This window comes from Sulfurovum sp. (assembly GCF_041562805.1).
Lineage (GTDB): Bacteria > Campylobacterota > Campylobacteria > Campylobacterales > Sulfurovaceae > Sulfurovum.
This window is the reverse complement of the sequence record NZ_JBFFOH010000009.1, coordinates 1-25,327: the sequence shown is the minus strand read 5'-3', so window position 1 is coordinate 25,327 and position 25,327 is coordinate 1. Positions and strand designations below refer to the sequence as shown.

The 25,327-nt window shown below is 36.4% G+C and carries 24 protein-coding genes; 13 read left to right on the top strand and 11 right to left on the bottom strand.

What is annotated here, in order from left to right:
• Complete coding sequence (locus ABYK33_RS02460) at positions 1-1,248, top strand: type II secretion system F family protein (protein ID WP_373031334.1); 1,248 nt, start codon at positions 1-3, stop codon at positions 1,246-1,248.
• A gap of 47 nt (positions 1,249-1,295) precedes the next feature.
• Here ABYK33_RS02460 and kdsB read toward each other — a convergent pair whose 3' ends face one another.
• Positions 1,296-2,015, bottom strand: coding sequence for a 3-deoxy-manno-octulosonate cytidylyltransferase (gene kdsB, locus ABYK33_RS02455; RefSeq protein WP_373031333.1), 720 nt, complete (start codon positions 2,013-2,015; stop codon positions 1,296-1,298).
• A gap of 78 nt (positions 2,016-2,093) precedes the next feature.
• Between kdsB and hemH the strand changes: the two genes are divergently transcribed.
• Together hemH and ABYK33_RS02445 are read left to right on the top strand one after the other, a co-directional pair.
• Entirely contained in the window at positions 2,094-3,131 is a 1,038-nt protein-coding gene (hemH, locus tag ABYK33_RS02450) for a ferrochelatase (RefSeq protein WP_373031332.1), read from the top strand.
• 14 nt (positions 3,132-3,145) lie between these two features.
• Complete coding sequence (locus ABYK33_RS02445) at positions 3,146-3,706, top strand: YigZ family protein (RefSeq protein ID WP_373031357.1); 561 nt, start codon at positions 3,146-3,148, stop codon at positions 3,704-3,706.
• 76 nt (positions 3,707-3,782) lie between these two features.
• Here ABYK33_RS02445 and ABYK33_RS02440 read toward each other — a convergent pair whose 3' ends face one another.
• The 6 genes from ABYK33_RS02440 to ABYK33_RS02415 form a co-directional block, all read right to left on the bottom strand.
• The gene (locus ABYK33_RS02440; protein ID WP_373031331.1) at positions 3,783-4,124 is read right to left on the bottom strand and encodes a P-II family nitrogen regulator; all 342 of its coding nucleotides are present in this window, start codon (positions 4,122-4,124) and stop codon (positions 3,783-3,785) included.
• Positions 4,125-4,135: 11 nt separating this feature from the next.
• The gene (locus ABYK33_RS02435) at positions 4,136-5,308 is read right to left on the bottom strand and encodes an ammonium transporter (RefSeq protein ID WP_373031329.1); all 1,173 of its coding nucleotides are present in this window, start codon (positions 5,306-5,308) and stop codon (positions 4,136-4,138) included.
• 175 nt (positions 5,309-5,483) lie between these two features.
• Positions 5,484-5,825, bottom strand: a complete 342-nt coding sequence (locus ABYK33_RS02430; RefSeq protein ID WP_373031328.1) for a P-II family nitrogen regulator — start codon at positions 5,823-5,825, stop codon at positions 5,484-5,486.
• A gap of 35 nt (positions 5,826-5,860) precedes the next feature.
• Positions 5,861-7,168 carry an ammonium transporter gene (locus tag ABYK33_RS02425; protein WP_373031327.1) on the bottom strand — a complete coding sequence of 436 codons (1,308 nt, stop codon included), beginning with the start codon at positions 7,166-7,168 and terminating at the stop codon, positions 5,861-5,863.
• A 98-nt stretch (positions 7,169-7,266) separates the two neighbouring features.
• Positions 7,267-7,968 (bottom strand): hypothetical protein, encoded by a 702-nt coding sequence (locus tag ABYK33_RS02420; protein WP_373031326.1) that lies wholly within the window; start codon positions 7,966-7,968, stop codon positions 7,267-7,269.
• Positions 7,949-8,683 (bottom strand): helix-turn-helix domain-containing protein, encoded by a 735-nt coding sequence (locus ABYK33_RS02415; RefSeq protein WP_373031325.1) that lies wholly within the window; start codon positions 8,681-8,683, stop codon positions 7,949-7,951. The genes ABYK33_RS02420 and ABYK33_RS02415 overlap by 20 nt, the downstream gene beginning before the upstream one ends.
• A gap of 132 nt (positions 8,684-8,815) precedes the next feature.
• On the opposite strand from ABYK33_RS02415, the gene ABYK33_RS02410 reads away from it, so the two are divergent.
• A complete protein-coding gene (locus ABYK33_RS02410; RefSeq protein ID WP_373031324.1) occupies positions 8,816-9,667 on the top strand; it encodes a DUF234 domain-containing protein in 852 nt (283 codons plus the stop codon).
• 10 nt (positions 9,668-9,677) lie between these two features.
• On the opposite strand, the gene mltG is transcribed toward ABYK33_RS02410, so the two are convergent.
• Positions 9,678-10,622: an endolytic transglycosylase MltG gene (gene mltG, locus ABYK33_RS02405; RefSeq protein WP_373031323.1), complete on the bottom strand. Its 945-nt coding sequence runs from the start codon at positions 10,620-10,622 to the stop codon at positions 9,678-9,680.
• Here mltG and ABYK33_RS02400 point away from each other — a divergent pair.
• Both ABYK33_RS02400 and ABYK33_RS02395 read left to right on the top strand, forming a co-directional pair.
• Entirely contained in the window at positions 10,558-13,125 is a 2,568-nt protein-coding gene (locus ABYK33_RS02400; protein ID WP_373031322.1) for an AsmA-like C-terminal domain-containing protein, read from the top strand. The genes mltG and ABYK33_RS02400 overlap by 65 nt on opposite strands.
• 44 nt (positions 13,126-13,169) lie before the next feature.
• Complete coding sequence (locus ABYK33_RS02395; RefSeq protein WP_373031321.1) at positions 13,170-14,147, top strand: hypothetical protein; 978 nt, start codon at positions 13,170-13,172, stop codon at positions 14,145-14,147.
• Between the two features lie 13 nt (positions 14,148-14,160).
• Here the strand turns inward: ABYK33_RS02395 and ABYK33_RS02390 are convergent, their stop codons facing one another.
• Entirely contained in the window at positions 14,161-15,387 is a 1,227-nt protein-coding gene (locus ABYK33_RS02390; RefSeq protein ID WP_373031319.1) for an ABC transporter permease, read from the bottom strand.
• A complete protein-coding gene (gene secA, locus ABYK33_RS02385; protein WP_373031318.1) occupies positions 15,387-18,008 on the bottom strand; it encodes a preprotein translocase subunit SecA in 2,622 nt (873 codons plus the stop codon). The genes ABYK33_RS02390 and secA overlap by 1 nt, the downstream gene beginning before the upstream one ends.
• Positions 18,009-18,182: 174 nt before the next feature.
• Between secA and lolA the strand changes: the two genes are divergently transcribed.
• From lolA to ABYK33_RS02355, 6 genes are all read left to right on the top strand, one after another.
• Positions 18,183-18,704: a LolA-like outer membrane lipoprotein chaperone gene (gene lolA / locus ABYK33_RS02380; protein WP_373031316.1), complete on the top strand. Its 522-nt coding sequence runs from the start codon at positions 18,183-18,185 to the stop codon at positions 18,702-18,704.
• A 2-nt stretch (positions 18,705-18,706) separates the two neighbouring features.
• The gene (gene rmuC, locus ABYK33_RS02375) at positions 18,707-20,257 is read left to right on the top strand and encodes a DNA recombination protein RmuC (RefSeq protein WP_373031315.1); all 1,551 of its coding nucleotides are present in this window, start codon (positions 18,707-18,709) and stop codon (positions 20,255-20,257) included.
• On the top strand, positions 20,250-21,098 hold the full coding sequence (gene ppk2, locus ABYK33_RS02370) for a polyphosphate kinase 2 (protein WP_373031314.1): 849 nt from the start codon (positions 20,250-20,252) through the stop codon (positions 21,096-21,098). Before rmuC ends, ppk2 begins: the two co-directional genes overlap by 8 nt.
• Entirely contained in the window at positions 21,073-21,423 is a 351-nt protein-coding gene (gene arsC / locus ABYK33_RS02365; protein WP_373031313.1) for an arsenate reductase (glutaredoxin), read from the top strand. The genes ppk2 and arsC overlap by 26 nt, the downstream gene beginning before the upstream one ends.
• Positions 21,424-21,539: 116 nt before the next feature.
• A complete protein-coding gene (locus tag ABYK33_RS02360) occupies positions 21,540-23,138 on the top strand; it encodes an ABC-F family ATP-binding cassette domain-containing protein (RefSeq protein WP_373031312.1) in 1,599 nt (532 codons plus the stop codon).
• Positions 23,139-23,159: 21 nt separating this feature from the next.
• Positions 23,160-23,750: a flavin reductase family protein gene (locus tag ABYK33_RS02355; protein WP_373031311.1), complete on the top strand. Its 591-nt coding sequence runs from the start codon at positions 23,160-23,162 to the stop codon at positions 23,748-23,750.
• A 3-nt stretch (positions 23,751-23,753) separates the two neighbouring features.
• Here ABYK33_RS02355 and ABYK33_RS02350 read toward each other — a convergent pair whose 3' ends face one another.
• Positions 23,754-24,491 (bottom strand): YebC/PmpR family DNA-binding transcriptional regulator, encoded by a 738-nt coding sequence (locus ABYK33_RS02350; RefSeq protein WP_373031310.1) that lies wholly within the window; start codon positions 24,489-24,491, stop codon positions 23,754-23,756.
• Positions 24,492-24,577: 86 nt separating this feature from the next.
• Here ABYK33_RS02350 and ABYK33_RS02345 point away from each other — a divergent pair.
• Positions 24,578-25,327 (top strand): protein adenylyltransferase SelO family protein (locus ABYK33_RS02345; protein ID WP_373031308.1); only part of this gene is annotated, 750 nt, incomplete at its 3' end.

Sequence of the window (25,327 nt, the reverse complement as noted above, 5' to 3'; positions counted from 1 at the left end):
ATGAAATATTTTAATGTAACAGTAATGGAAAAAGGTAAAAAGCGTCAAGAGACAGTGAAGGCTGCCAATAGAATGGCTGCCGTTAACCTTGCTAAGCAAAAATTTCCTAGAACGATGGTGATGAAAGCTGTAGAAACATCTGCTCCTCTTGAAGATAGTATATCTGATCTTTTTTCTGGATTGAAAAAATCAATGAAATCTAAGATACCATTGAATGATAAAATATCAACGATACGCCAGATAGCAGTCATGACAGATGCTGGTATTCCAATAAATGATACCTTGTTAGAGGTTGCAGAGAATACTGAAAATACACAACTTAAAGAGATCTATACGAAGATAAACACTGATATTAATGCTGGTAATAGTATTTCAGATGCTATGGAACCTTATATTGAAGAGTTTGGGCATGTTGCTTTAGCTATGACAAATTTGGGGGAGCGGACAGGTAATATTTCGGAGTCTTATCATAAGCTTGCAGATATACTTGAGAATATTAGAGATAATACAGCTAAATTTAAAAAAGCGATACGTACGCCTTTAATTACATTGGCGGCAATGGGGATTGCATTTACTATCTTGATCATGGTGGTTGTTCCTAAGTTTAAAGATATCTTTTCGAAGTTTAAAACAGAGCTTCCTATGCCAACACAAATATTACTTAAACTCGAATGGGCATTCAGCAATTATGGTTTACTTATTCTTGCACTGTTGTTTGCTTTTATCTTTGGTGTTAAGTTCTTGTATAAAAATAATAAAGAGTTTAAATATAGAACGGACAAAATGTTGATCCATCCAAAGTTCTATTTGATCAATAAAGCGATCTTCCTCTCTACTATGCATAAGTACAATTTAGTATTTGGCGAGTTGGTTAAGTCAGGAATTCCTGTCTCAGAGGCCTTAGATACAGCGGTTGGAATGGTTGATAATGCTGCGATTAAAGAGCAGTTGTTAACAGTCAATGCAAATATTGGACGTGGTATGAACTTGGCAGAAGCGTTCCAACTCACAGGTCTTTATGAAAATATGTTACTTCAAATGATCAAAGCCGGTGAAGCTGGTGGGCAACTGGATGCTATGTTAGATAAAGTAACTGGGTATTATGATATGCAGTTCCAGGATTTGATAGATAACCTTTCAGCCTATATTGAACCTATTATGATGTTCTTTATTGCAGGGCTGGTATTATTGATGGCTTTAGGTATCTTTATGCCGATGTGGGATCTTGGAAAAGCGGTAAAAAGTTAGTAACTCAATAGAGAGAAATAATTCTCTCTATTTTATTTTTTATTGGATTAAAGTCTATGGTGTTTAATCGCTTTTTCTAAATCTTCCATGGTGTCTATACCAAAACTTTCTGTATTTACTTCTGTCATAGCAACTTCATATCCATGGTAGAGTGCTCTGAGTTGTTCCAATTTTTCTATGTCTTCTAGTGGTGCAGGTTCAAGCATACAAAATTTACGTAATGATCTTACCGTAAAGCCATAGATACCTAAATGTCCTTTGTATGCATCAAAATGATGGTCTCTTGGGTAAGGTACTTTTGCTCTTGAAAAGTATAGGGCAATGTCATCGGTATCTGTAACTACTTTTACGATATTTGGATCATCAGCCTCAGGATTAGAGATTGTTTTGTAACATGAATTCATCATGACACGTTCATCATCTTGATTCTTTTTTGTGAGATCATAGATAGCCTGTACGACCTCTGTTTCGATAAAAGGCTCATCTCCCTGTACATTGATAATGATCTCATTTTCATCTAAATTTAATTTTTGTGCTGCTTCATAGATACGGTCTGTACCACTTTGATGTGTTGATGATGTAAGTACCGCCTGTATGCCATGTGTACTTGCTATATCTATAACTTCCTGTGAGTCTGTAGCAATAACGACATCATCTATATTTTCAACAGCTTTGGCAGTTCTTACAACCATTGGCATCCCTCCAATGTCTGCTAAGACTTTATTTGGAAAGCGACTTGACCCTATACGTGCAGGAATAATAATCATGGTATAACCTTTATTTTATATTAAACTAATTTTACACTTTCTATGCTAAGATACAACAATTAAAGAAAAAGGTATAGGATGAAGCAAGCATTATTTTTATTGAATATGGGTGGTCCTAACAGTCTTGATGAAGTAGAACTATTCTTATATAATATGTTTTCAGATAAAAATATTTTGCCAACTAATCCTGTTACACGTGCACTTGTCCGTACAATTATCATTGCAAAACGTTTAGAAGAAGCCAAAGAGAGTTATGCACATTTAGGGGGTAAATCTCCTTTATCAGATTTGACACAAGAGCTAATAGAAAAACTCAAAAATATCTTGGATATACCTATTTATCCTGCAATGCGCTATGTCCCTCCTTTTGCGCAAGAATCACTGAAAAAATGTAAAGATGAAGGTGTCGAAGAACTCTTGCTTTTTCCGCTTTATCCACAGTATTCAACCACAACAACGCTTTCCTCTTATGAAGATATAGTATCAAGGTGTAAAGCTTTGGATTATCATCCTAAGATCACCATGTTGGCATGTCAATACTATGATGATATAGATTATATCAATGCTAATGTGGCACAAATAGAAAAAGCAATAAATGGACAAGATATATCGGAGTATGATTTACTTTTATCAGCACATGGGTTACCTGTGAGTATCATCAAAGCAGGGGATCCTTATCAACGACAAGTTGAATCTAATGTGAGTGCAATACGAACATTACTCAAAATAAAAGATATAAATTTTAAAGATGTAAAATTAGTGTATCAATCCAAAGTGGGTAATGCCACATGGCTAGAACCAAATCTTGTGGATGTTTTGCGTAATCCAACCAATAGAAAAGTTCTTATTTATCCATTAGCATTTACTATTGATAATTCTGAAACACTCTTTGAACTAGATATAGAGCATCGTGAAATTGCTGAAAAAATTAAATATGATGATTATATTGTGGCTGAATGTATGAATAACAGTGAGGCTTTTGTTAATTTAATTGTTAAATATGTGAATATGAATAGTTCTCAAAAGAAAAATAGTACATTTCCTTGTGCTGATTGCAGTGTTTGTCTTTGCTGTGGAGCGGCAAGTACCTATGACTCTGAAATAGTAAAATCCTAAATTTTGATCCAATGATGCTAACAGTGTGTGCAAAAACTGTTTATACAACAGAAGTAAATCGTTCCAAGTTCATCACACACCTTGTACCAATATCAGAGTATGAAGGACTGCAAGCCAAACTTAAATCAGAACACCCTAAAGCCAACCATGTTGTGTATGCGCTAAGATATCTCAATGAATTTGACCAAATAGTCGAAAATGCTTCAGATGATGGTGAACCGAAAGGATGCGCAGGCACACCGGCTCTTAATGTGCTACGTGGTGGAGCACTTATTAATTGTGCAGTGCTTATTGTGCGTTATTTTGGAGGGATTAAGTTAGGAACAGGTGGTATGGCAAGAGCATATGCATTAGCTGTGAAAAATGTATTGAATGAGACAACACTTGTACCCTATGAGAAAGAGGTTATTATGATGTTTTCGACCAATTATAATGAGATAGATAAAATACTTTATAAACTCAAAAAATTAGATCTTACAAACTATGAACGTGATTTTGGTGTTGAAAAAGTGCTTTGGAAGGTAATGGGTAGTGAAGAGAAGATTGAGGTTTTGAAAAGAGAAGAGGGCTTATAGCGCCTTTTCGTCGTTATTTTAAGTACATCTAGTACTTAGAATGCTTTTTAGTCAGCTTTATAAATACATTTAGTATTTATAAAGCTTCCTCATCCTCTTCGTCTGTTCTGATACGAATAGTTTTAGAGATGTCTGATACAAAGATCTTACCATCACCTATTTTTCCAGTTTTAGCTGATTCTCTAATGGCTTCTATTGCTTTATTTGCATAGTCATCATTACTTACAACGATCTCAATTTTTACCTTAGGAATGAACTCGACAATATACTCAGCCCCTCTGTATAATTCAGAGTGTCCCTGTTGTCTTCCATATCCTTTTACTTCAGATACGGTCATACCTTCTATGCCTACTTCTACAAGGGCATCTTTTACCTCTTCCAGTTTAAATGGTTTGATTATCGCTTCAATTTTTTTCATACTTATTCTCCTTAGATACTACGTTTAAATTCAGGGTATGATTCTATACCACATTCTGTAGCATCAATACCCTCTAATTGTTCTTCATCCTCTGCACGAAGTACAAAGATTTTGTTAATACTGTATATTGTAATCCATGAAAGTGGAAAAACAATCATACCTACAATAAGTATACCTTTTAATTGAGTCCAGATGCTTACATCTGCTACAAAAATACCTACTGCAAGCGTTCCCCAGATACCATTTACTAAGTGAACAGAAAGAGCACCCACCGGGTCATCCATTCTCAGTTTATCAAAAATAGGTACAAATAAGACAACTAAAGACCCACCAATAGCACCAATTAGAATAGGTGTGTGAATATCATACTGGTCAGGTCCTGCAGTAACAGCAACGAGTCCACCCAAAGCACCATTGAGTATCATGGTGATATCGAATTTTTTATATCTAAAGTAGGTAAGTAACCAACCTACAATTGCTCCTGAAAGCCCTGCCGTATTCGTATTCATGATGGTGAGTGCAACGGCATCCGCATTCTCTTTTGATGAGATAGCTCCGACAGATCCTCCATTAAATCCAAACCAACCTATCCAGAGCAATAAAGCCCCTAATGTGACTAACGGAATATTGGATGCAGGGATAACACGGACTTTGCCATCTTTATATCTACCACGTCTAGGTCCCATGATCAGGATAGCTGCGAGAAGTGCCCAGCCACCAGTAGAGTGGATAACTGTTGAACCGGCAAGATCAGAAAGACCAGAAATATCTAAAGCGGTTCCAGATAAAAAGTTTGCACCCCATGTGAGATTCACAATAGTCGGATAGATTAATGCTCCAACGAGAACAGTAAATACAGCTAAAGGTAAGATACGAGAACGTTCACTGACCCCACCACTCATGATGTTGACTACTTTACCAACAAATGCCATTTGGAACATGAAAAATGCCCATTTACTCATTCCATCTTGATGATCCCAGTTTCCAAATGCATACTCATACCCTATAAGTAAAAATGCCATGGAGGCTACTGCATAGATCATCACATTAACAGTGAGTACAGAAGTAACATTTTTAGTCCGAACCAAACCTGCTTCCAGCATGGCAAACCCTGGCACCATAAAAATGATGAGAGTCATGGTAAAGATAGCAAAGAAAGTATCTATTACGTAATTTATTTCCATATGTAATCCCTAAAATTTTAGTGCTATTATTGTATCTGTTATTTGAAAGGAATTAAAGAAGTTTTTGATCGAAAATAAGGCAGTTTGTGAAATTGTAGAGGGGAAGTTATGATAAAGGTGATTAAAAATTAATCATATGGCTAGAGACAAGGTAATACCTTGTCTCTATGAAAGATTAGAGTGCGTCAGAGTCAGTTTCATCTGTCCTGATACGAACAACATGATCAATCGTGCTAACAAATATTTTACCGTCACCGATCTTACCTGTTTTAGCAGCTTCATTGATAATTTTGATTGCAGTTTCTGCATAGGCATCTGTACTTACAACGATCTCAATTTTAATTTTAGGGATAAACTCAACTACATACTCAGCCCCTCTGTAGAGTTCTGAGTGTCCTTGTTGTCTTCCGTAACCTTTTACTTCAGATACAGTCATCCCTTCTATACCAGCTTCTACAAGTGCATCTTTTACATCTTCTAGTTTAAATGGTTTGATAATTGCTTCAATTTTTTTCATTATTTAATCCTTTATAAATTAATAGTAGCAAATTCTTACGAATTTACTACAACTTCACCGTGAATTGTTTCATCAAGACCAGCTGATTCTGTTTCTTCATCTACTCTTGCACCACCTGTGATAGCAGAAGCAATATAGTAAACAATGACTGTACCGATAAGTGTAAAGAGTCCAACAACAACTACTGACTCAACTTGTACCATGAATTGTCCCATTCTGTCACCACTCTCTTTAAGTGGGCCATCCCAGAGTAGATCTTTGTCATTAAGTGCAAGTACACCAGTCATAAGTGCACCCCATAGACCTGCTAGGAAGTGAATACCAAATGCATCAAGAGAATCATCATAACCAAGCTTTTTCTTAAGTGCAACAACACCGAAGAATGCGATAACTGAACCACCAATTCCAAGGATAAATGCTCCACCAACACTTACGAAACCAGCAGCAGGAGTAATAGCAACCAGACCAGCAATGATACCTGAAGCGATTCCAAGAAGTGTAGGCTTTTTAAAGACAAACCACTCAAGTAACATCCAAGTGATAGCAGCCGCAGCAGTAGCAACAGTTGTAGTCATTACAGCAAGACCAGCGATAGCATTTGCACCAAATGCAGAACCACCATTAAATCCATACCAACCGAACCATAATAAAGCTGCACCAACAGCAGTAAGAAGGATACTATATGGTTTCATAGCTATTTTAGGGTAACCAGTTCTTTTACCAATCAAGATAGCAAGTACAAGACCAGCTAAACCACCATTCATATGTACAACTGTACCACCGGCAAAGTCAAGAGCACCAGCATCAAAAAGAAGTGCACCGTCACCACCCCATACCATGTGAGTAATAGGAGCATAAACAAGAAGACCCCAAAGTACTACGATCACCATCCAAGTTGAAAACTTCATACGTCCGATCACAGAACCAGCAGCGATTGCTACTGTAATAGCAGCAAATGTACCTTGGAATGCGATAAATACAAATGTAGGGTATGTACCAGAAAGGTCAGTCCATTTAATACCATCAAGCATTACATGATTAAATCCACCAAATACATTTTGAAGCATTGCACTTTCGTTTGTACCAAATGCAATAGAGTAACCTGCGATGATCCATACTACAAAGGCAACTACGAATGCACCCATAACCATGGCATACGTGTTAAGTACGTTTTTACTTCTTGTCATACCACCATAAAAAAGTGCTAAACCTGCAGGTGTCATAAGTAGTACAAATGCTGTTGAGACCATCATCCACGCTGTGTCTCCCGAATCCAGTTTATCTTCTGCAAAAGCAAAGATAGGCAAGAACATTGCCATTAGAGCTGAAAGTTTTAATTTCATACTATTTCCTTTTAAATTAAATTTTACAAGACAATAGTAACATGATTGATTAATTTTTATTAGCAATGATTGATTAATTTTTAATCAATAAAATGGATTTATTGGATAAGAGGTATTTCAAGTTTAATGGAGTGTTCTTTGAGAATAGATTTGATTTGGCTTTCCACGGCAAGGGATTGTATCTCATCATCTGTATCCGCATAGCGTCCATTAGCAGATATAGAGAGTTGGACGAGAGAGATTCTTTTATCTTCTATGATAACATGTTGAGCAAAAAGAAGTTTCAGAGAAATATCAATAGAATCTGAAGATCTAAATGCATCAAGTACTTTTCTTAGAAGTTTTGAAAAATTATTTTGGTCTATTTTAAATGGTGGTAGATCTTGATCGGTTAAGAGTTTAAGTGGATTGCTGTTTTTTGTTCTGAAAAGGGCGATGTTTGCCTCGAGTAAGATATTGATATCTGTGACAATAAGTTTGTCTGTCTCTAATTTACGTACTGGTTTAATGCGAGGTGTATTGTATAAACGTAGAGAAATCTGTTCTTCATTTTCATATCCTACCGTGACAGCATGAAACATGAATGTATCATAATTAAGTGTCAGAGATGTCGTTTTGTAACCGAAGCTTTTAGGTGCATAAGACAAAGCGATATCATAGAGCTCTTTTTTCGATACATATCCAAATAAAATCTCAGCAGCATTATTAAGGTAGAGTATTTTAGCTTGATCATTAAAAAGTATGAAAGGGTTGTTGTCCCACTCTACAAAAGCTTGAAAATCAATCGATGTTGTGTTCATGTATCTTTTTCCTAAGTGTATTTCTATTGATGCCTAAAATTTGTGAGAGCTGCAGTTGTGAACCAAATTTTTTAAGACCGGCCTCTATAAGAGGTATTTCATATAATCCGAGATGTTCTCTGTATTCGTCATTCCCATCGAGATGTTTGAGTAAATAGTGATAGAGTACCTCTTTGATATCTTTGTCATCCATTGAGTGCTGAATAAGGTATGTAAAGATAGACTTTTTAAGGCTTTTAGTGTTCATTGTTAAGTTCAGAGGTATCTCATCCGCATTAAATGTATCAGGTTCTATCATTAAAGTTGAAAGCGCTTCTTTGATGAAAAGGTCTTTGATATAGTTGATGTCTTCAGGACGTTCCTGAAGTGAAGGCATCGTATAGATAAAAGCAAACAGGTCATCGATCAGTGCCGGATTACCCATATAATTTGCTGTAGCAATGATGCGTTTATTGGAAAAATCTAGAACACTTTGATTACTCAGTTTTTCAAAATCAGTGATGATAAGTTCATCATGATCTGAAAGTGCAGCTTTGACTTCTTCTTGATCTTCACCAGATACCAACGTAGCATTGGGAAAAAGGTAGCGTGCAAGTGATTTTTTACCTGTATGTGCTTCACCTATAATGATAGATGAGACAAAGAGTGTTTTAGTAAGATTAAAACTTTTGATGATATTTTGTATTTTATCCGATGTGGTGAAAAATGTTTCCATAATGCTCTTTAGTGTTGATTAATAATTAATCATACAAAAATTCAAATAAAAGTATGTTAAAATAATTCAATTTATGGATAAAGGGACTTCATCAAAGCATCATTTCAAAGATTTTACGAGCATTTCTCTTATTTGGAACTAGAACAGGCTGTTGAGTATTTCTCTATTTTGGGTGGGATCGGTAAAAATATAGAGTTAGACTACTTTGATGATGTTTTTTCTATGGTAGAGTCTAATTTCGTACAAAATTTCTCAAAATTTCAGACACTTGTGTCTCCTTCATATCTTTTAGAGAGTCCTTACCGGGAGATACTCATAGCAGTAGCCAGAGGAGATGGAAAACTATACTCTGTACTTAGAAAAGCAAAAGTAAGTGAAACGCTGGGAGAACAGATAGTTCAAGAGTTGGTTTCTTTGGATGTCTTAAAAATAGAATTTTCAAGGGAATCTCCATTACGTACCCATCCCAAACATAAACTGAAAAAAGAGCAGCGCTCTTACCGTGTGCAGGACAAACTTCGTTTTGTACAGCCTTTTATGCGTTTTTGGTTTGGATTTGTAACCTATTATAGAAAAGATCTGGCATTAGGGAAGGGTGATGCCTTTTTAGATAACTTCGAAAAACACTATGATCGTTTGCGTTCTTTAGTCTACGAACAACTCAGTGATGCACTTTTAGTACAGCATTATGCGGGGAAAAATGGCATCGAATATAGCGGGAGCTTCTGGAATATTCACAGTGAATTTGATATTTTAGCGGTGACTAAAGATAAAAAGGTCATCTTGGGAGAATGCAAATATAAAGACCGTAAAGTATGTAAAAATGAACTTACAAAACTCAAAGCAAAAGCATTGGAGTCAGGTATAGATGTAGATGTCTATGCACTTTTTTCCAAGAGTGGATTTTCAAATGAGCTTTTACAGATACAAGATAAGGATCTGCTTTTGTTTGATCTGAATGATTTTAAAGCACTTACTGTTTAGTGCTTTAAAATCAACGTGCTTTTTGAATATTTTTGCGATGTTTTTTATAACTGTCGGTAAAGTCATGCACGCCTTGTGCATTTTTCATAAAGTAGAGATAGTTTGTTTTGGATGGCTTGATAGCAGCGATAATGGCATCAAATGAGACGGCACCTATAGGTGAATGAGGTAAGCCTTTATATTTGTATGTGTTAAATCTGCTTGTGTCATTTTTGATACGTTCCGGGGTGACTTTGATGTGTGAGTATTTACCATAATTCAACGTTCCATCCATTTGTAAACGCATACCTTTTTTAAGACGGTTGTAAATAACCGATGAGACGATAGGCATCTCTTTTGTATTGGCTGCTTCTTTTTGTATGATAGAAGCGATGATGAGTATATTAAGCCACTGTTTTTTGCTATAGTTCCCATAGATCTTTTCAGAGATCTCTTTATATTTTTTTTCAGATTCAGTAAGAAGAAAATGCATGAGGTGTTGTTCAGTGATCCCATAAGGTACATAATAGGTATCGGCATAGATACCCGCCTCAGGATAATTAGAAAACTTTTTATAATAGGTTTCTAATTTTGTTTGATCAAGTTCCAGATCGGTGGCTACTGAAGTTAAAAAGAGTTCTGTAGTTTCACCAGGGATGAGCGTTATCTCTTCCATTCTAGCTTTTGCAGTGGTAAGTTTATATAAAAAATCGATACGATTTAAGTCTGTCTCTCCTATATCTACCCACCCACTTTGAGGTTGACCAAGAAAGACTAAAATATATTTGTCTATGGGGCTTAACGCATAGCCTTTTTGTGTCAGCTGTGATATAATATGTGTAATAGAACCCTGCGGAACCAGAAGTGTTCGGGTTGTTTTAATGGGTAGTGTAGTATAAAAGGCAAAAGAGATGATCAAAACCAGTGTAATGTTTTCTGCCCATGCTATCCATGTGCTTTTACGTAATACACTCATTTTTTTCGTTGTCCTTTTTCTTGCTCTTTTCCTATGGCTTTTGGCAGGTATCAAATTAGATACGTTTAAAGTAGCTGATTTTAATGTAGGTGGATTATACATTAAACTCGATAAAAAGCTTACTTTGAAAGTAGATAATGTCATTATCCCTAAAAGTAAAGCAGAACCTTCTTTAAATAGTGTTCATGATACATTTGAGCGTATCAAATATGTACTTACTTTTTTTGACTATATAGAACTTAAAAAACTCGAATTTGACAATAACACACTTAGTATCATATTTAGTCATGATATTCTATGGATAGATAGCCAGGATTATAGGATTTCGGGGAATATCAGTCGTGATGGCACGATACTGAAATCAACTGTTCCTATATTTACTATTAAAGAACACAACCTCACAATGAGTGGAAAAATCACCTATGATCTAGATGAAGATATACTCACAACGGAAGGTCAATTCCTTTTTAACGACATCACAGGAATTTTTAACGTACAGAAAGAGAAAGATGAAATTAACTTTGCATTGAACAGTAATACATTTACAGATTTGAGACCCATCATCTCTAACTTCGAGTTAGAAGAGGCTGTTAGAAGTTGGGTATTGGATAAAGTAGAAGCTAAGAGCTATAAATTACTTTCTTTAAGCGGTAAAGGGTCTCTTAAAAATGAGCAATTCCAAATGGATCTTGATGCATTAAAGGGAGAGGCTCTTTTTAGTGAGACTAAAATACATTTTAAAGAAAATCTTGAACCAGTGTTGGCACCAAGTTTTATATTGACTTATAAAAATGGTGGACTTTATTTTGATTTAAAAGCACCGACATATGAAAAGATAAGTTTAAAAGGAAGTGAAGTTTCTATACTCAATTTACTCAACCCTGATACTAATCTAAAACTTAAAATTAGAACTAATACCCGTTTTGATAGTAAAATACAGAATTTATTAAAAGCCTATGACCTCATACTGCCATTGAATCAAACTAGTGGCACAGTAACTGCTCTCTTTATGGCAGATCTAAGTTTAAAAAATCAGTATCAAGATTTCTTTGTAAATGTTGACTTTGATAAAGGTGATATATGGTTGGAAAAAATCAAACTTTCTATTGAAAAAGGTAATCTGCAGTATAAAATGGGATTGATTACTTTAAAAAATGTTTATCTCAAAGATATACTATATGAAGGTGTACTTCATGGTAAGATAGATTTGAAAGAAGAAAAAGCTAATTTGATCTTTGATGCGAAAACGATAAAACTTGGAGATGAAAAAAAGAAATTTTTTATTTTGGAAAATCAAACCTTGCCTTTTGATTTAGCGTATGGAGAACATATAGAAGTTGTTATACCTAAACTCTATGCAAGGCTTACGCATGATACAAATGAGACAGTTATTTTATTAACGGATCTCAATAAAATTAAACCATATCTTCCTGATCCTGGACCCATTGAGCAAGGGGGTCATGTAGATATAAAAACTAAAGATTTTGAAACATATACGTTTAAAGGCATGCTAAAAAGAACATCATGTGTTTTTTATGAAAAAGAGGACCAATGTAAAACCAGAGTTCCTTTCTATGGTAAAGCAAGTGTAAAAGGTATGGATTTTTATGCGTTTAATAAACGCTTGTATTACAGCAATGCAAAGTCACTTATTAAACTGCATAATCTAAATATTGACTTTGATAAACTTTTAAAAATAAAAGATAAAACGCAAACGGGTCAAGATAAAGATTTGCTGATTTTAGGTAAAAAGAGTAATCTAAGATATAAAGACTACAGTCTACTTATGGACAGTTATGATATGGATATAAAATCAAATGGAAATATAAAAGCTATAGGTAGTTCGGGTGGAGATATTATAAAGTATTCTAAGGATAAAGATATTTTCTCTGTACAGGCATTTCGCATTAAAGATAAAGTACTACATCCTTTAATTAATTTTGAGGGTTTACATGAGGGACGTTACACGCTTAAACTATCAGGAAATCTTGAGGCAACAATGAAAGGTGAGGTTATTGTAGAAGGTGGAGTGATGAAAGATTTTAAAGCATACAATAACACTTTGGCCCTCATCAATACGATACCCGCTTTGGCATCTTTACGAAATCCAGGGTATTCTGTAAAAGGTTTTACTATTGAAGAGGGGGTTGTCGAATACAGAATGATCAAACAAGATAAGATCATATTTGACTCAATCTATATAAAAGGTACTTCAGCAACGATCGCAGGAACCGGAGAAATTGACTTGAATAAAAAAACGATTAATCTAAATCTTGCTATACAAACGGCAAGAGAGCTAGGTAAGGTTGTGAGCAATTTACCTCTGGTAGGATATATCTTAATGGGTAAAGATAAGAGTATGACCATTGGACTACAAATTACAGGAACATTGGATGATCCACAGGTAAACACATCTGCAGGAAAGGAAATACTTACACTGCCTCTACAAATACTCAAAAGAGCGCTCGAATCACCAGCACAAATTATAAATACATCAGAATAGTGTATAATAAATATATAAGTTATGTAATAAGGCAGAATAAAACAATGAATAAAATTCTTTTAATCACGCTGGGACTGAGTGTTTTTATTTGGGCTGATTTAAATAATAATGAAGAGAGGTCTTTGCATGATATAAAGACCCCCTACACGATACAAGATGAAAGTTCAGAAATCTCTTCCGGTATAGATAGTGAACTCTTACCCATGGAACAGGCATTGATCCCTCCTGAAGAAGACGCTTTTCAAGAAATAAAGAATCAATACCGTATAGAAGATAAACCGCTGCATGAAGCTAAGAGTTTAGAGCTAAAACCTGTAAAAAAGAAGAAACAGCCCCCTAAACAAAATCAAGCGATTAATAAAGAGACTGAAATAGAAAGAATACGAAGAGAATTAAATATACATGCACCTAAACTTAGTCCAAGAGAGATGAAATTAAAAAAAGTGAAGGAAGAGTTAAATATCAAAGAACCAAGTGCGGAAGTTAAAAAATTAGACAAAATAAGAAATGATTTAAATATCGATTATCGGGTTCCCAAATATGAAAGTTCATTTGATAAGAGAGTGAATGATGTAAAGGAAAAACTTGGTTTAGAAGATGGTTTAGATATGGATAGCACATTGTCAAGTATCAAGCAAACATTACGTTTGGAAGAGAAACCAAAAAAAGATGAAGGTTTTTCTTTCTCGAACAGTTTAAGTACTTTTGGAGATACCATAGGTATGGATTTGGAACTGCCTAGTCTCTTTGGAGCTACTAAGAAAGAAGAAGATGATGGCTTCTTTGCATCAACACCACTTGGGGGTATTATGGATACAGGTACTCAATTTTATCAGGGGGCCAAGTATTCTGGACAATCTGCAGAAATGATGTCAGGTATGATGTATAACTCTTCTAAAATGTATAATACAATGTTCGGTGTATTTGATGACTCACCTTTTAACATTTTTGAAGAGGAGGAGGAAGCTTCTCTTTTCGATGTGTTTGAACACGGAAACTCAGTGATGGATATGTTTAATTAGAGAGGATCGTACTCTACTCATTTCTAAGTACAGTTAAAGGATCTGTTTGAGATGCTTTCTTCGCTGGATAGAGGGCTGAAAGTAGTATAATGATACTCGTACCTAAAATGATCAATCCAAAATCATTTAAGGTAAGGTCAACAGGTAGTTTTGAAGTACCGTAAACATCAGCTGGCATAGAGATAATATCAAAAGTAGAGAGTATCCAAATACCAAGTCCACCAAGGAGTGTGCCGGCCACAATACCTGCACTTCCTATAATGAGCCCTAACTTAAAGAAGATAGAACTTATCTCTTTTTTTGTGGCACCTAAGGTACGCATAAGTGCTATCTCTGATCTTCGGCTCATCACCGTCATAAGTAAAGAGGAGATAATGTTGAGTGATGCTACAAGGATAATAAGCAGTAAGACCAGAAAAAGTGCTTTTTTCTCCATTTCCATAGCGGCAAAGAAGTTCCCATTTTGTTGCCACCAACCTTCTATAAGTACCATATCTGGTAAAGCACTTTTGATCTCGGCTATTTCATCAAGAGGATTTTCTGTATAGATATGTAGGCCATCATAGCTTCCGTGTTTACGGTCAAGCAATTTTTCAAATGCTTCCAAAGAGGTATACATAATGGCTTTATCATAGGCTTTTAGACCAGACTTGAAAATACCATCTATGATAAAACGTTTTTGAAGCGGCATGGTTCCAAAACCGACAGCCTGTTGTTCTGAAAAGTAAAGTGTGACCTTATCACCTTTAATGGCATTCATCTCAAAAGAGAGACCTTCTCCCAGGACAACTCTGAACTTACTTGTTTCGTTGCCTCTAGCCTCTTTAAAAATACTGTTTATCTTACTCTCTTTATCAAAATTAACTCCATAGACCAATGATCCCTGTACTGCACCGTCATTTTTCGTGATGACCTGCGTAGTGTAATAAGGACTAAATTGAAGATGGGGGAACTTTTCACCTAGTGAAGTGATGAGGTCATCATTGACTGCATCTTCCTCCAATGGAAGTACGGTAAGTGGGTAGTTCATGACAAAAAGTTTTTTAGTAAACTCTTTTTGTGTACCATTCATGATCCCCATAGCGATCATCAGCACCATCACGCCCGCAGCAATACCTAAAAAGGCTAAAACTGCAGAGATAAAGATAAAGGGATTTTCTTTATCGTATTTGAGGTAGTGTTTGATGATGTGCCTAACAAATTTTTTATTAGGCGAGGAGATTCTGGCAGGAGTGGACATTATGCCAACAATCCTTTTTTAGGCCCACTTTGTCCACAACAGCTTTTGTATTTTTTACCTGAACCACATGGACAAGGATCATTTCTTTTAGGCTTTTTCGTACCTGTTACAGGTTTGTTCTTAGGTGCTTCTTCTTCATCTGTACTGAGTTTAGCATTTGCAACATCACTCTCTAATTCTTCTCTAATGTTCTCAATCGCAGCCTCTTCCTCTTCTGGAGAAGTAAAGTCAAACTGTACAAGCTGAAGCACTTTTACTGCTTCAAGTTTGATGCGGCTAACCAGGTCTGTAAAGAGTTTGTAACTGTCTTGTTTATATTCAGTAAGAGGGTCTTTTTGGTTATATCCTCTAAGCCCGATACCTGTTTTAAGTACATCCATTTCATACAGATGATCTCTCCATTGAGGATCAAGCACTTGAAGATACAAGATACGTTCTATCTCTTGTCTCTGTTCTGGTTCGATCTGAGACATTTTATTTTCGTATAGTTCTTCCATCATTCTTGTGATCATTTCAGTGATCTCGTCTACTTCTTTGTCTTTAAACTGCTCACTTTGTATGTCGATACGAAGTTCTTCTTTGATTAGTGCAGCAAGTTTCTCGATATTAAAATCTTCTGTTGGCATACCTGCAAATATTTCAGATTCTGTCAAAAGGAACTCTATATACTCAGCACGGTTCTCTTTGATCTTGCTGTCTATATCAAACTCAGTATCGAGGAGTTGATTTCTAAATGCATAGATCGCTTTTCTTTGGTGATTGGCTACATCATCATACTCTAAGATGTGTTTTCTTGATTCGTAGTGTTGATTCTCTACTTTTTTCTGTGCTTTCTCTACAGAACGTGTAACGATCTTAGAGTCGATATATTCACCATCTTCAACTCCAAGTCTGTTCATGATGTTTCTGATCTTCTCTCCCCCAAAGATACGAAGAAGGTTGTCATCAAGACTAAGGAAAAATTGAGTCTCTCCCGGGTCACCTTGACGTCCTGAACGTCCTCTGAGCTGATTGTCTATACGTCTACTCTCATGACGTTCTGTACCAAGGATCATCAACCCACCCAGACTTCTTACTTCATCATCTATCTTAATGTCGACCCCACGTCCTGCCATATTCGTTGCAACAGTGACAGCAGCTTTGTGTCCAGCATTCATAATGATCTCTGCTTCTTGAGCGTGGTTTTTGGCATTGAGCATATTATGTGGTATCTTCTCTTTTTTGAGTCTGGCATCTATCATTTCAGACTTTTCGATAGAAGCAGTACCAATGAGTACCGGCTGACCTTTGGCATGAAGTTCTTTGACACGTTTTACAACAGCGTCAAGTTTTTCACGTTCGGTATTGTAAATAAGGTCATTTTTGTCTATTCTGGCAATTGGTACATTGGTAGGAATAGAGATAACATCCAAGCTATAGATCTGAGAAAATTCTGTAGCTTCAGTTTGCGCCGTACCTGTCATACCAGCAAGTTTTTCATAAAGTCTAAAGTAGTTCTGGTAAGTGATCTCTGCAAGTGTTTGTGACTCTTCCTGTATTTCTACCGCTTCTTTGGCTTCAAGTGCCTGGTGCAATCCTTCTGAGTATCTACGACCTTCAGAGAGTCTTCCTGTAAATTCATCAACGATAATGATCTCATTATTTTGTACTACATAGTCAACATCTTTTTCAAAGATATAGTGTGCTTTAAGTGCCTGGTCAAGGTGATGAGAGAGTACGGCATTTTCAAGGTTGTACAGGTTTTCTACTTCAAATAGGTCTTGTGCCTTTTGGAGTCCATCTTCTGTCATCACGATAGTTCTGTTCTTTTCATCAACGATGAAGTCACCTGTAGTCTGTTCAGGCTCACCGGCTTTAGTCTCTATCTTTTCTCCACGTTCCATCTGCTTAGCTATAGTATCAGCTCTGGCATAATGGTTGTGGTCACGTTGTGTAGGTCCGGAGATAATAAGTGGCGTTCTGGCTTCATCGATGAGGATGGAGTCTACTTCATCCACGATAGCATAGTTATGTTCACGTTGTACTTTCTCTTCGGCTCTTACTTTCATGTTGTCACGAAGGTAATCAAAACCGTATTCGTTATTTGTACCATAAGTGATATCTGCGTTATATTGAGCTTTTCTACTCATCTCATCATGTATCTCAGCGGTAAGACATCCTACGCTGTAACCCAAGAACTCATACAGTTTACCCATCTCTTCGGAATCTCTTTTCGCAAGGTAGTCATTGACAGTGACAACATGTACACCTTTACCTGTCATAGCGTTGAGTACAACAGCAAGGGTTGCTACAAGTGTTTTACCTTCTCCTGTCTTCATCTCTGCGATGTTACCGTCATTAAGTACCATACCTCCAACCATCTGTACATCATAATGTCTCAGACCCAATGTACGTTTTGATGCCTCTCTTGTAATCGCAAAAGAGTCATAAAGTACAGCATCTAAAGTTTTAGTACCATTTTGCACGTCACTTTTGAGTGCTTCAAATGCAGCTTTGAGAGCTTCATCATCCATTGCTTCATATTGAGCTTCAAGTTGATTTATATTTTTTGCTTTTTTGAGATAGTTTTTTACGATCTTGTCATTTTGTGTGCCAAAGAGTTTGAGTACGCTTTTTATCATTGTAGGTGTTGCCTTTGCATAAATTGGGATTATTTTATCTAAATAGTGATTAATATTCCGTTATGAAAGGGTGAACACTTCACACGCTTGCCTCACAATTTTATGACAATATGACATACATTACCACGATACAAGTGCTATTTTGGTATATTTCAAGTTATAAAAGGAAAAAGAATGAGACTATTATCGTTACTATTATTGGCATCATCTGTGCTCTTTGCCAACATAGAATTACCGGAAAATTTTCAGGCAGATTTTACACAGAAAATAACAAATACAAAAGAAAAAATAATTACTTACAGTGGAAAAGTACGTTTTTCAAATGAGACACTTTTTAAATGGAGTTATGAAGAACCAACAAAAAAAGAAGTATGTACCAATGGTCTAGAACTACTTGTGGTAGACCATGACCTGGAGCAGGTTTCTGCTTATCTTATAACACAAGGTATTGATATCGCTAAGATCTTAGAAAAAGCAACACTCCATAGTGCAAATATCTATGTCGCAGAATATGAAAACAAACAATATACGATACAAGTAGATAAAAAGCAACACCTTCACAGTATCGCGTATTATGATGATCTGGATAACAAGGTGCAGATCGTATTTAAGCATATGAAGTACGGAAAAGGAAATTTACCTACTCAAAGTATGAAATGTAACTATCCTAAAAATTATGACATGATACAAGGATAACTATGCAGGAACTGTTGTTAAAAATACAGAATGATTCTACTTTAATGCTGATGGCAGGGATGGCATTAGCAGTACTTTTGGTCATTGTACTTGTGATCGTAGTCTCAGCAATGAAAGTCAAAACTTATAAAGACAGGTATTGGAATACAAAAGTTGATAACGAAGAGAAAACAGAATATATTTCTGCTCTGGAGCATGAGCTTCAAGCCTCCCAGATCACAAAAGCAAGTAATGAGCAGGAGTTACAACAGTTCAGTGAGACCAAAGAAACACTTAAAGCGACCAACGAAACCTTGTTGACTTTGCAGGGAAACTATAATGAATTAGAAAAAGAGCTTAGTCAGTTAAAAGCGAATCTTGAGAATGCACATGAGATACATGCAACACTTTTAGCGGAACATAATACGTTGAAGGAGCGTCAAGACAGTATACTCGAGGACAACAGCAGATATCGTACAAATAATGCTCGTTTATTGATGAAACTCGAAAGTGAAGAGAGACATGCAATGTCTCAAAAAGAGATGATGAACTCCCATAAAAAAGAGATAAAAGATGAACTGGAATCGTTGGCTAGAAAAGTTTTTGAAGGAAATTCTCAGAAATTTGCAGATTTTTCACAAGAAAACCTGGATAATATGATTAAACCACTTCAAACACAGATCTCAGAATTTAAAAAACAGGTAGCGGATACGTATAACTCTGAGAGTCAAGACAGGGCGGTGTTGAAAAATGAGATCAATTCACTCAAAGAACTGAATGAAAAGATAAGTAAAGATGCCATTAACCTTACCAATGCACTGAAAGGTGACAGTAAGCAACAAGGGGTTTGGGGTGAGATGGTACTTGAAAATGTACTGAAAGCTTCAGGACTGCGTAAAGGCTTCGAATTTGAACGTGAAGTCAGTCTGCGCACAGATGAAAATGTGATCTTACGTCCGGATGTAGTTGTGCATTTACCTGACAACAGAGATCTGATCATCGATGCGAAGACATCACTTGTGGCGTATGAACGTTTTGTTAATGCAGGAGATGAGGAGAGTAAAGCAATACATCTCACTTCTCACTTAACTTCTATAAGGACACATGTAGAGGGACTTTCTAATAAGAACTATGAGCGTCTCAAAGAGGTGAATACCTTAGACTTTATCTTTATGTTCATGCCTATAGAAGGTGCATTGGCTGTGGCACTGGAACATGACAGCGGTATTTATGACAACGCTTTTAAAAACAAGATACTACTTGTAGGACCAACCACATTACTTGTTGCTATGAGAGCCGTAGAAAATGTATGGAAGTATGAACGTCAAAATCAAAATGCCCAAGAGATAGCCAGAAGAGCAGGGGCAATGTATGACAAGTTCGTCGGCTTCTCTGAAGACTTGATGAAGATCTCTAAACAGATAGACGGTATTCAGGGAAGCTTTTCTGCTGCACGAAGTAAATTGAGTGACGGTAAAGGAAACCTTGTAAGACAAGTACAGCAACTTAAAGAACTAGGAGCCCAAACCAATAAAAAGATACCTAAAGAATTAAGAGCAGACAAAGATGACTAAACAAGAGATAATCTATACTGAAAAATTGGCAGAGTATAAAGAGAAGTCTTCTAAAGTCTTCAAGAAATCTGGAAAAATTGAAAAAAAGTTTTATGAAAAAGAGTCGATGAAACTTCAGCATGAACTGGTCAAACTTCAAAAATGGGTGATCGATAATAATAAAAGACTGTTAGTGATCTTTGAAGGTATGGATACGGCAGGGAAAAGCTCAAGTATTAAAGAGTTTAACAATTATTTAAATCCAAGAGAAGCCCGTTCTGTAGCTTTACCAAAACCCAATTCAAAAGAGTTGGGACAATGGTATTTCCAACGTCATTTAAAGCAGATACCCAATGCAGGTGAGATAGTTTTTTTTGATAGAAGCTGGTACAACAGGGCAGGGATAGAACAAGTATTTGGATTTTGTACACAGGAACAGCATGATCATTTTTACCGACAGGTCAATGGTGTAGAGGAGATGCTGGGAGATGATGGTGTACTCTTTTTCAAGTTTTACCTGAATATTTCACACGAAACACAAAAAAACCGTATCAAAGACAGAGAAAGAGATCCGCTTAAAAGCTGGAAACTCTCTGAGTTGGACTATAAGTCGATGAATGCTTATGGTACCTACGAAATCTTGCGTGATAAGATGTTTGAAGTCTCTGGTACCGATCATGCACCTTGGTGTGAGCTGGATGCAAATGATAAAAAAAGAGCACGTATCAACGCCGTACGGTATCTACTCTCAAATATAGACTATGAAGGTAAAGATAAAAGTGTCATTACCGGCGTAGATAAAAAAATAGTTAAATTACATAATAAAGGAGAATACAATGGCAAATGTAACCATCTGGCATAACCCAAGATGCGGAAAATCAAGAGACGGAGTAAAACTTTTAGAAGAGAAAGGCATTGATGCAGAAGTCGTCAAATACTTAGAAACTCCTCCAACTAAAGAGGAACTTGTAGCACTACTTAAGATGCTAGGGATCACAGCCAGAGAACTAATGAGAACCAAAGAGGCTGTCTATAAAGAATTAAATCTCAAAGAAGTTACTGATGAAGACCAACTTATAGAAGCTATGGTAAATAATCCTAAACTGATTGAGAGACCTATTGTGATAAAAAATGGTAAAGCTGCTATTGGACGTCCTATTGAAAATATTATTGAGCTACTGAATTAAATTTTAACTCATGTAAAGAGTTTTCATATATGTTATGAAAACTCTTTCCTCACCACTTTCTTCCACTTTCAGAACATTATGATAAAATCGCAATAATATATATACAAGGATCACACTTGCTTAGTACAGTAAATTTAACACAAAGATACGGAAAGAGAGTTCTTTTCGACAAGATCAATATCACTTTAGATGCAGGTAAACGCTACGGGCTCATAGGAGCAAATGGTGCAGGAAAGTCTACATTTATGAAGATACTTGCAGGAGAGATAGAACAAAGTGATGGTGAAGTACAGCTTCAGCCAGGACTAAAACTGGGTATGCTTAGCCAAAACCAATATGCTTTTGAAGATTTTACCCTTAAAGATGCCGTACTTTATGGAAACAAAAAACTTTATGATGCACAAAAAGAGAAAGAGAAACTCTACATGGAGGGTGACTTTGAAGATGATGCTGTCAACAACCGTCTAGGTGAACTTGAAATGATCTGTGCAGACGAAGATCCTACCTATGAATCTGATGTAAAGATAGAAAAACTTCTTGCAGTTTTAGGTTTTCCTGTGTCACAACATGATGATCTAATGTCTTCACTTACGGGTGGCGATAAGTTCAAGATATTATTGGCACAAGTACTTTTCTTGAAACCAGATGTACTGCTACTCGATGAACCTACGAACAACCTTGACATGGAGACTATCTCTTGGTTGGAAAATGAACTTAAACGTCATGAAGGTACACTGCTTGTGATCTCTCACGATAGACACTTTCTAAACGGTGTTGTGACACATATACTTGATCTTGACTTTCAAAATATACGTGAGTTCACGGGGAATTATGATGAATGGTACATCGCTGCAAACCTTATAGCTAAACAAGCAGAAACAGACAGAGCCAAAGGGCTTAAGGAAAAAGAAGAACTTGAAAAATTCATTACAAGATTTTCTGCAAATGCTTCTAAAGCAAAACAAGCAACATCAAGACAAAAACAATTAGATAAACTAGATGTTCAAGCCATACAACTTTCATCACGTCGTGATCCGTCTATTATGTTTAAGGCACATAGAGATATTGGTAATGAAGTACTTGAGGTTGAAGGTCTTTCCAAAAGCTATGATGGAGAAAAAGTCTTTGAAAATCTTACATTTAAGATAAACAAAGGCGATAAAATAGCCCTTATAGGTACGAATGGTGTAGGTAAAACAACACTGCTTCAAATTCTTATGGGAGAGACAGAGGCAGATAGTGGAACCTTTAAATGGGGACAAACCATCACACATAGTTACTTCCCACAAAATACAACAGACCTGGTTGTAGGTGATGAAGAGTTACCACAATGGATACAGGGTTTTGATCCTAAATGGCATATCGATGATATAAGAAAAACACTTGGGCGTATGCTTTTCTCCGGAGAAGAACAGAAAAAGAAGATCGATGCGTGTTCGGGTGGTGAAAAACACCGTGTCATGCTTTCTAAGATCATGATGGACTCTTCAAACTTCTTGGTGATGGATGAGCCAAACAACCACCTTGACCTTGAGGCTATCGTTGCTTTAGGTGAAGCACTCCATAACTATAATGGTGGTGTGATCTGTGTTTCTCACGATAGAGAACTTATCGATGCCTTTGCAAACCGTATTATCAAGATCAATGAAGATGGTACAGTGATTGACTTTGAAGGTGGTTATGAGGAATTCGTAGAACAGCACGGAGCGCACTAATATATCTTTTGAGGAGTTAAGATGTTAATAGATTTTAAAGATCAGGCTTCAACAGACCGCTACAAACTGATGTCACAACTTGTTATCCCTCGACCTGTCGCATGGATAGTTACAGAGGGTGAAGTGGTGAACATCGCTCCTTTTTCTTACTTTACACCTCTCTCATCTGACCCTGCTGCTATGATAGTATCTATAGGACACAGGGCTGATGGAACACCAAAAGATACCCTTCGAAATCTTCGAGCGTCTCAAAAATGCGTACTTTGTATCACAGATGAGAGTAAACTTGATATGATGCATCTCAGTTCTAAGGGACTAGAGCCTACAGAGAGTGAATCTGAAGTATTTGATATTCCAACGCAAAAGATATTTGATGATTTTCCACCTATAGTTGAAGGGATCAAAGTGGCATTCTTTTGTGAGTATCTTCAAGAAGTGGAGTTAAAAGGAAGTAAAACGATTCCTGTCATCATAGAGATCAAACATCTTTATGTAGATGAGATGATCATATCTGATAAAGAAAAGATGACTATGGAACTTGATGCCATAGCCAGAGTAGGTAGGTCATATGCTAAAATTGGTGAGGAGATGCAGGCACCTCCTATACCTTAGGAATTAATTTATATTTGTAAAGACTGTTTGTACATCTTCATCATCTTCAAGTTTATCAATGAGAGTATCTAGTTCTTCCATATGTTCATCACTAAGATCTACATGTGTATTGGCGATGTACTCTAATGTTGCTTTTTTAACTTCAACATTCATATCTTCTAATGCCTTACTTAATTCTCCAAAAGCAGTAAAATCACCATATACTCTTACGATCTTGATGTCATCACCATCTTCTTGAGGCTCTACATCTTCTTCTATCTCTTCTAAACCAAAATCAATAAGTTCCAGTTCTAACTCTTCTAAGTCCATCTCATCAGTTTTGTTAAATACAAAGACACATTTACGGGTAAACATGAAATTTAAAGAGCCTGAAGTAAGCATTTCCGCACCGTTACGTACTAAGATAGCTTTTACATTTGCAACGGTTCTGGTGTTGTTGTCTGTGGCACATTCAATTATCATTTGTACCCCATGACCTGCTTTGACATCATAAGTAAGTTCTTTGATATCAGCACTATCTTTTGCCGAAGCTCGCTTGATGGCTGCATCGATATTGTCTTTAGGCATATTCTGCGCTTTTGCATTGAGGATAGCCGTACGAAGTTTAGGGTTCATATCAGGATCTTGACCACCTTCTTTAGCTGCCATAGTAATGATCTTCCCTAATTTTGGGAAAACTCTTGACATGGTTCCCCATCTTTTCATTTTTGATGCTTTACGGTACTCAAACGCTCTACCCATAGTGATATTCCTTACAAATTTTATTGTGTGATTATACTCCTATTTGCCTTAAGTAGCCTCAAAGCCTTGCTGTGTAGAATGCAAGCATGAAATTAAATGAAATAAAATTAACGAATCCATATTTACAATTGTCAGATGAGTGTTATGACAAAGTAACACCTACACCGTTACATAACCCTCACCCTATTCATGTAAATCCGGATGTGGCCAAGGCACTTAAGATCGATGAGAGTGAACTTCAGAGTGACAACTTTGTAAAACTACTGAATGGAGAGTATCATCTAGATGGAGCTGATACTTTTGCGATGTGTTATGCTGGGCATCAGTTTGGGCACTATGTACCACGTCTAGGTGATGGAAGAGCAATTAACATAGGCACTATAGATAATTATCATCTACAACTCAAAGGTGCAGGTCCTACGGAGTACTCACGCAGTGGAGATGGACGTGCCGTTCTTCGCTCAAGTATTAGAGAGTATCTTATGAGTGAAGCGATGCAAGGACTAAGTATACCAAGTACACTATGTTTAGGGCTCATAGGTTCAGACCAGAATATACGACGTGAAAAGATAGAAAAAGGTGCCATTGTGTGTCGTGTCAGCACCTCCTGGGTACGTTTTGGTACGTTTGAGTACTATGCTCATCAAGGGTTGTTTAAAGAACTGGAAGCATTAGCAGATTATGTTATTGATGAAAATTTCCCTCATATCAAGGGTAAAGAAAATCGCTATACCCTACTATTTAATGATGTGATGATCATCACTGCAAGGCTTATGGCACAGTGGATGTCTGTAGGTTTTAACCATGGTGTGATGAACACTGACAATATGTCTATT

Excerpts from the sequence above, each read along its gene's own strand:
- ABYK33_RS02460 (WP_373031334.1), top strand. The coding sequence starts at position 1 with ATGAAATATTTTAATGTAACAGTAATGGAAAAAGGTAAAAAGCGTCAA.
- kdsB (WP_373031333.1), bottom strand. The coding sequence starts at position 2,015 with ATGATTATTATTCCTGCACGTATAGGGTCAAGTCGCTTTCCAAATAAA.
- hemH (WP_373031332.1), top strand. The coding sequence starts at position 2,094 with ATGAAGCAAGCATTATTTTTATTGAATATGGGTGGTCCTAACAGTCTT.
- ABYK33_RS02445 (WP_373031357.1), top strand. The coding sequence starts at position 3,146 with ATGCTAACAGTGTGTGCAAAAACTGTTTATACAACAGAAGTAAATCGT.
- ABYK33_RS02440 (WP_373031331.1), bottom strand. The coding sequence starts at position 4,124 with ATGAAAAAAATTGAAGCGATAATCAAACCATTTAAACTGGAAGAGGTA.
- ABYK33_RS02435 (WP_373031329.1), bottom strand. The coding sequence starts at position 5,308 with ATGGAAATAAATTACGTAATAGATACTTTCTTTGCTATCTTTACCATG.
- ABYK33_RS02430 (WP_373031328.1), bottom strand. The coding sequence starts at position 5,825 with ATGAAAAAAATTGAAGCAATTATCAAACCATTTAAACTAGAAGATGTA.
- ABYK33_RS02425 (WP_373031327.1), bottom strand. The coding sequence starts at position 7,168 with ATGAAATTAAAACTTTCAGCTCTAATGGCAATGTTCTTGCCTATCTTT.
- ABYK33_RS02420 (WP_373031326.1), bottom strand. The coding sequence starts at position 7,968 with ATGAACACAACATCGATTGATTTTCAAGCTTTTGTAGAGTGGGACAAC.
- ABYK33_RS02415 (WP_373031325.1), bottom strand. The coding sequence starts at position 8,683 with ATGGAAACATTTTTCACCACATCGGATAAAATACAAAATATCATCAAA.
- ABYK33_RS02400 (WP_373031322.1), top strand. The coding sequence starts at position 10,558 with ATGATCAAAACCAGTGTAATGTTTTCTGCCCATGCTATCCATGTGCTT.
- mltG (WP_373031323.1), bottom strand. The coding sequence starts at position 10,622 with ATGAGTGTATTACGTAAAAGCACATGGATAGCATGGGCAGAAAACATT.
- ABYK33_RS02395 (WP_373031321.1), top strand. The coding sequence starts at position 13,170 with ATGAATAAAATTCTTTTAATCACGCTGGGACTGAGTGTTTTTATTTGG.
- ABYK33_RS02390 (WP_373031319.1), bottom strand. The coding sequence starts at position 15,387 with ATGTCCACTCCTGCCAGAATCTCCTCGCCTAATAAAAAATTTGTTAGG.
- secA (WP_373031318.1), bottom strand. The coding sequence starts at position 18,008 with ATGATAAAAAGCGTACTCAAACTCTTTGGCACACAAAATGACAAGATC.
- lolA (WP_373031316.1), top strand. The coding sequence starts at position 18,183 with ATGAGACTATTATCGTTACTATTATTGGCATCATCTGTGCTCTTTGCC.
- rmuC (WP_373031315.1), top strand. The coding sequence starts at position 18,707 with ATGCAGGAACTGTTGTTAAAAATACAGAATGATTCTACTTTAATGCTG.
- ppk2 (WP_373031314.1), top strand. The coding sequence starts at position 20,250 with ATGACTAAACAAGAGATAATCTATACTGAAAAATTGGCAGAGTATAAA.
- arsC (WP_373031313.1), top strand. The coding sequence starts at position 21,073 with ATGGCAAATGTAACCATCTGGCATAACCCAAGATGCGGAAAATCAAGA.
- ABYK33_RS02355 (WP_373031311.1), top strand. The coding sequence starts at position 23,160 with ATGTTAATAGATTTTAAAGATCAGGCTTCAACAGACCGCTACAAACTG.
- ABYK33_RS02350 (WP_373031310.1), bottom strand. The coding sequence starts at position 24,491 with ATGGGTAGAGCGTTTGAGTACCGTAAAGCATCAAAAATGAAAAGATGG.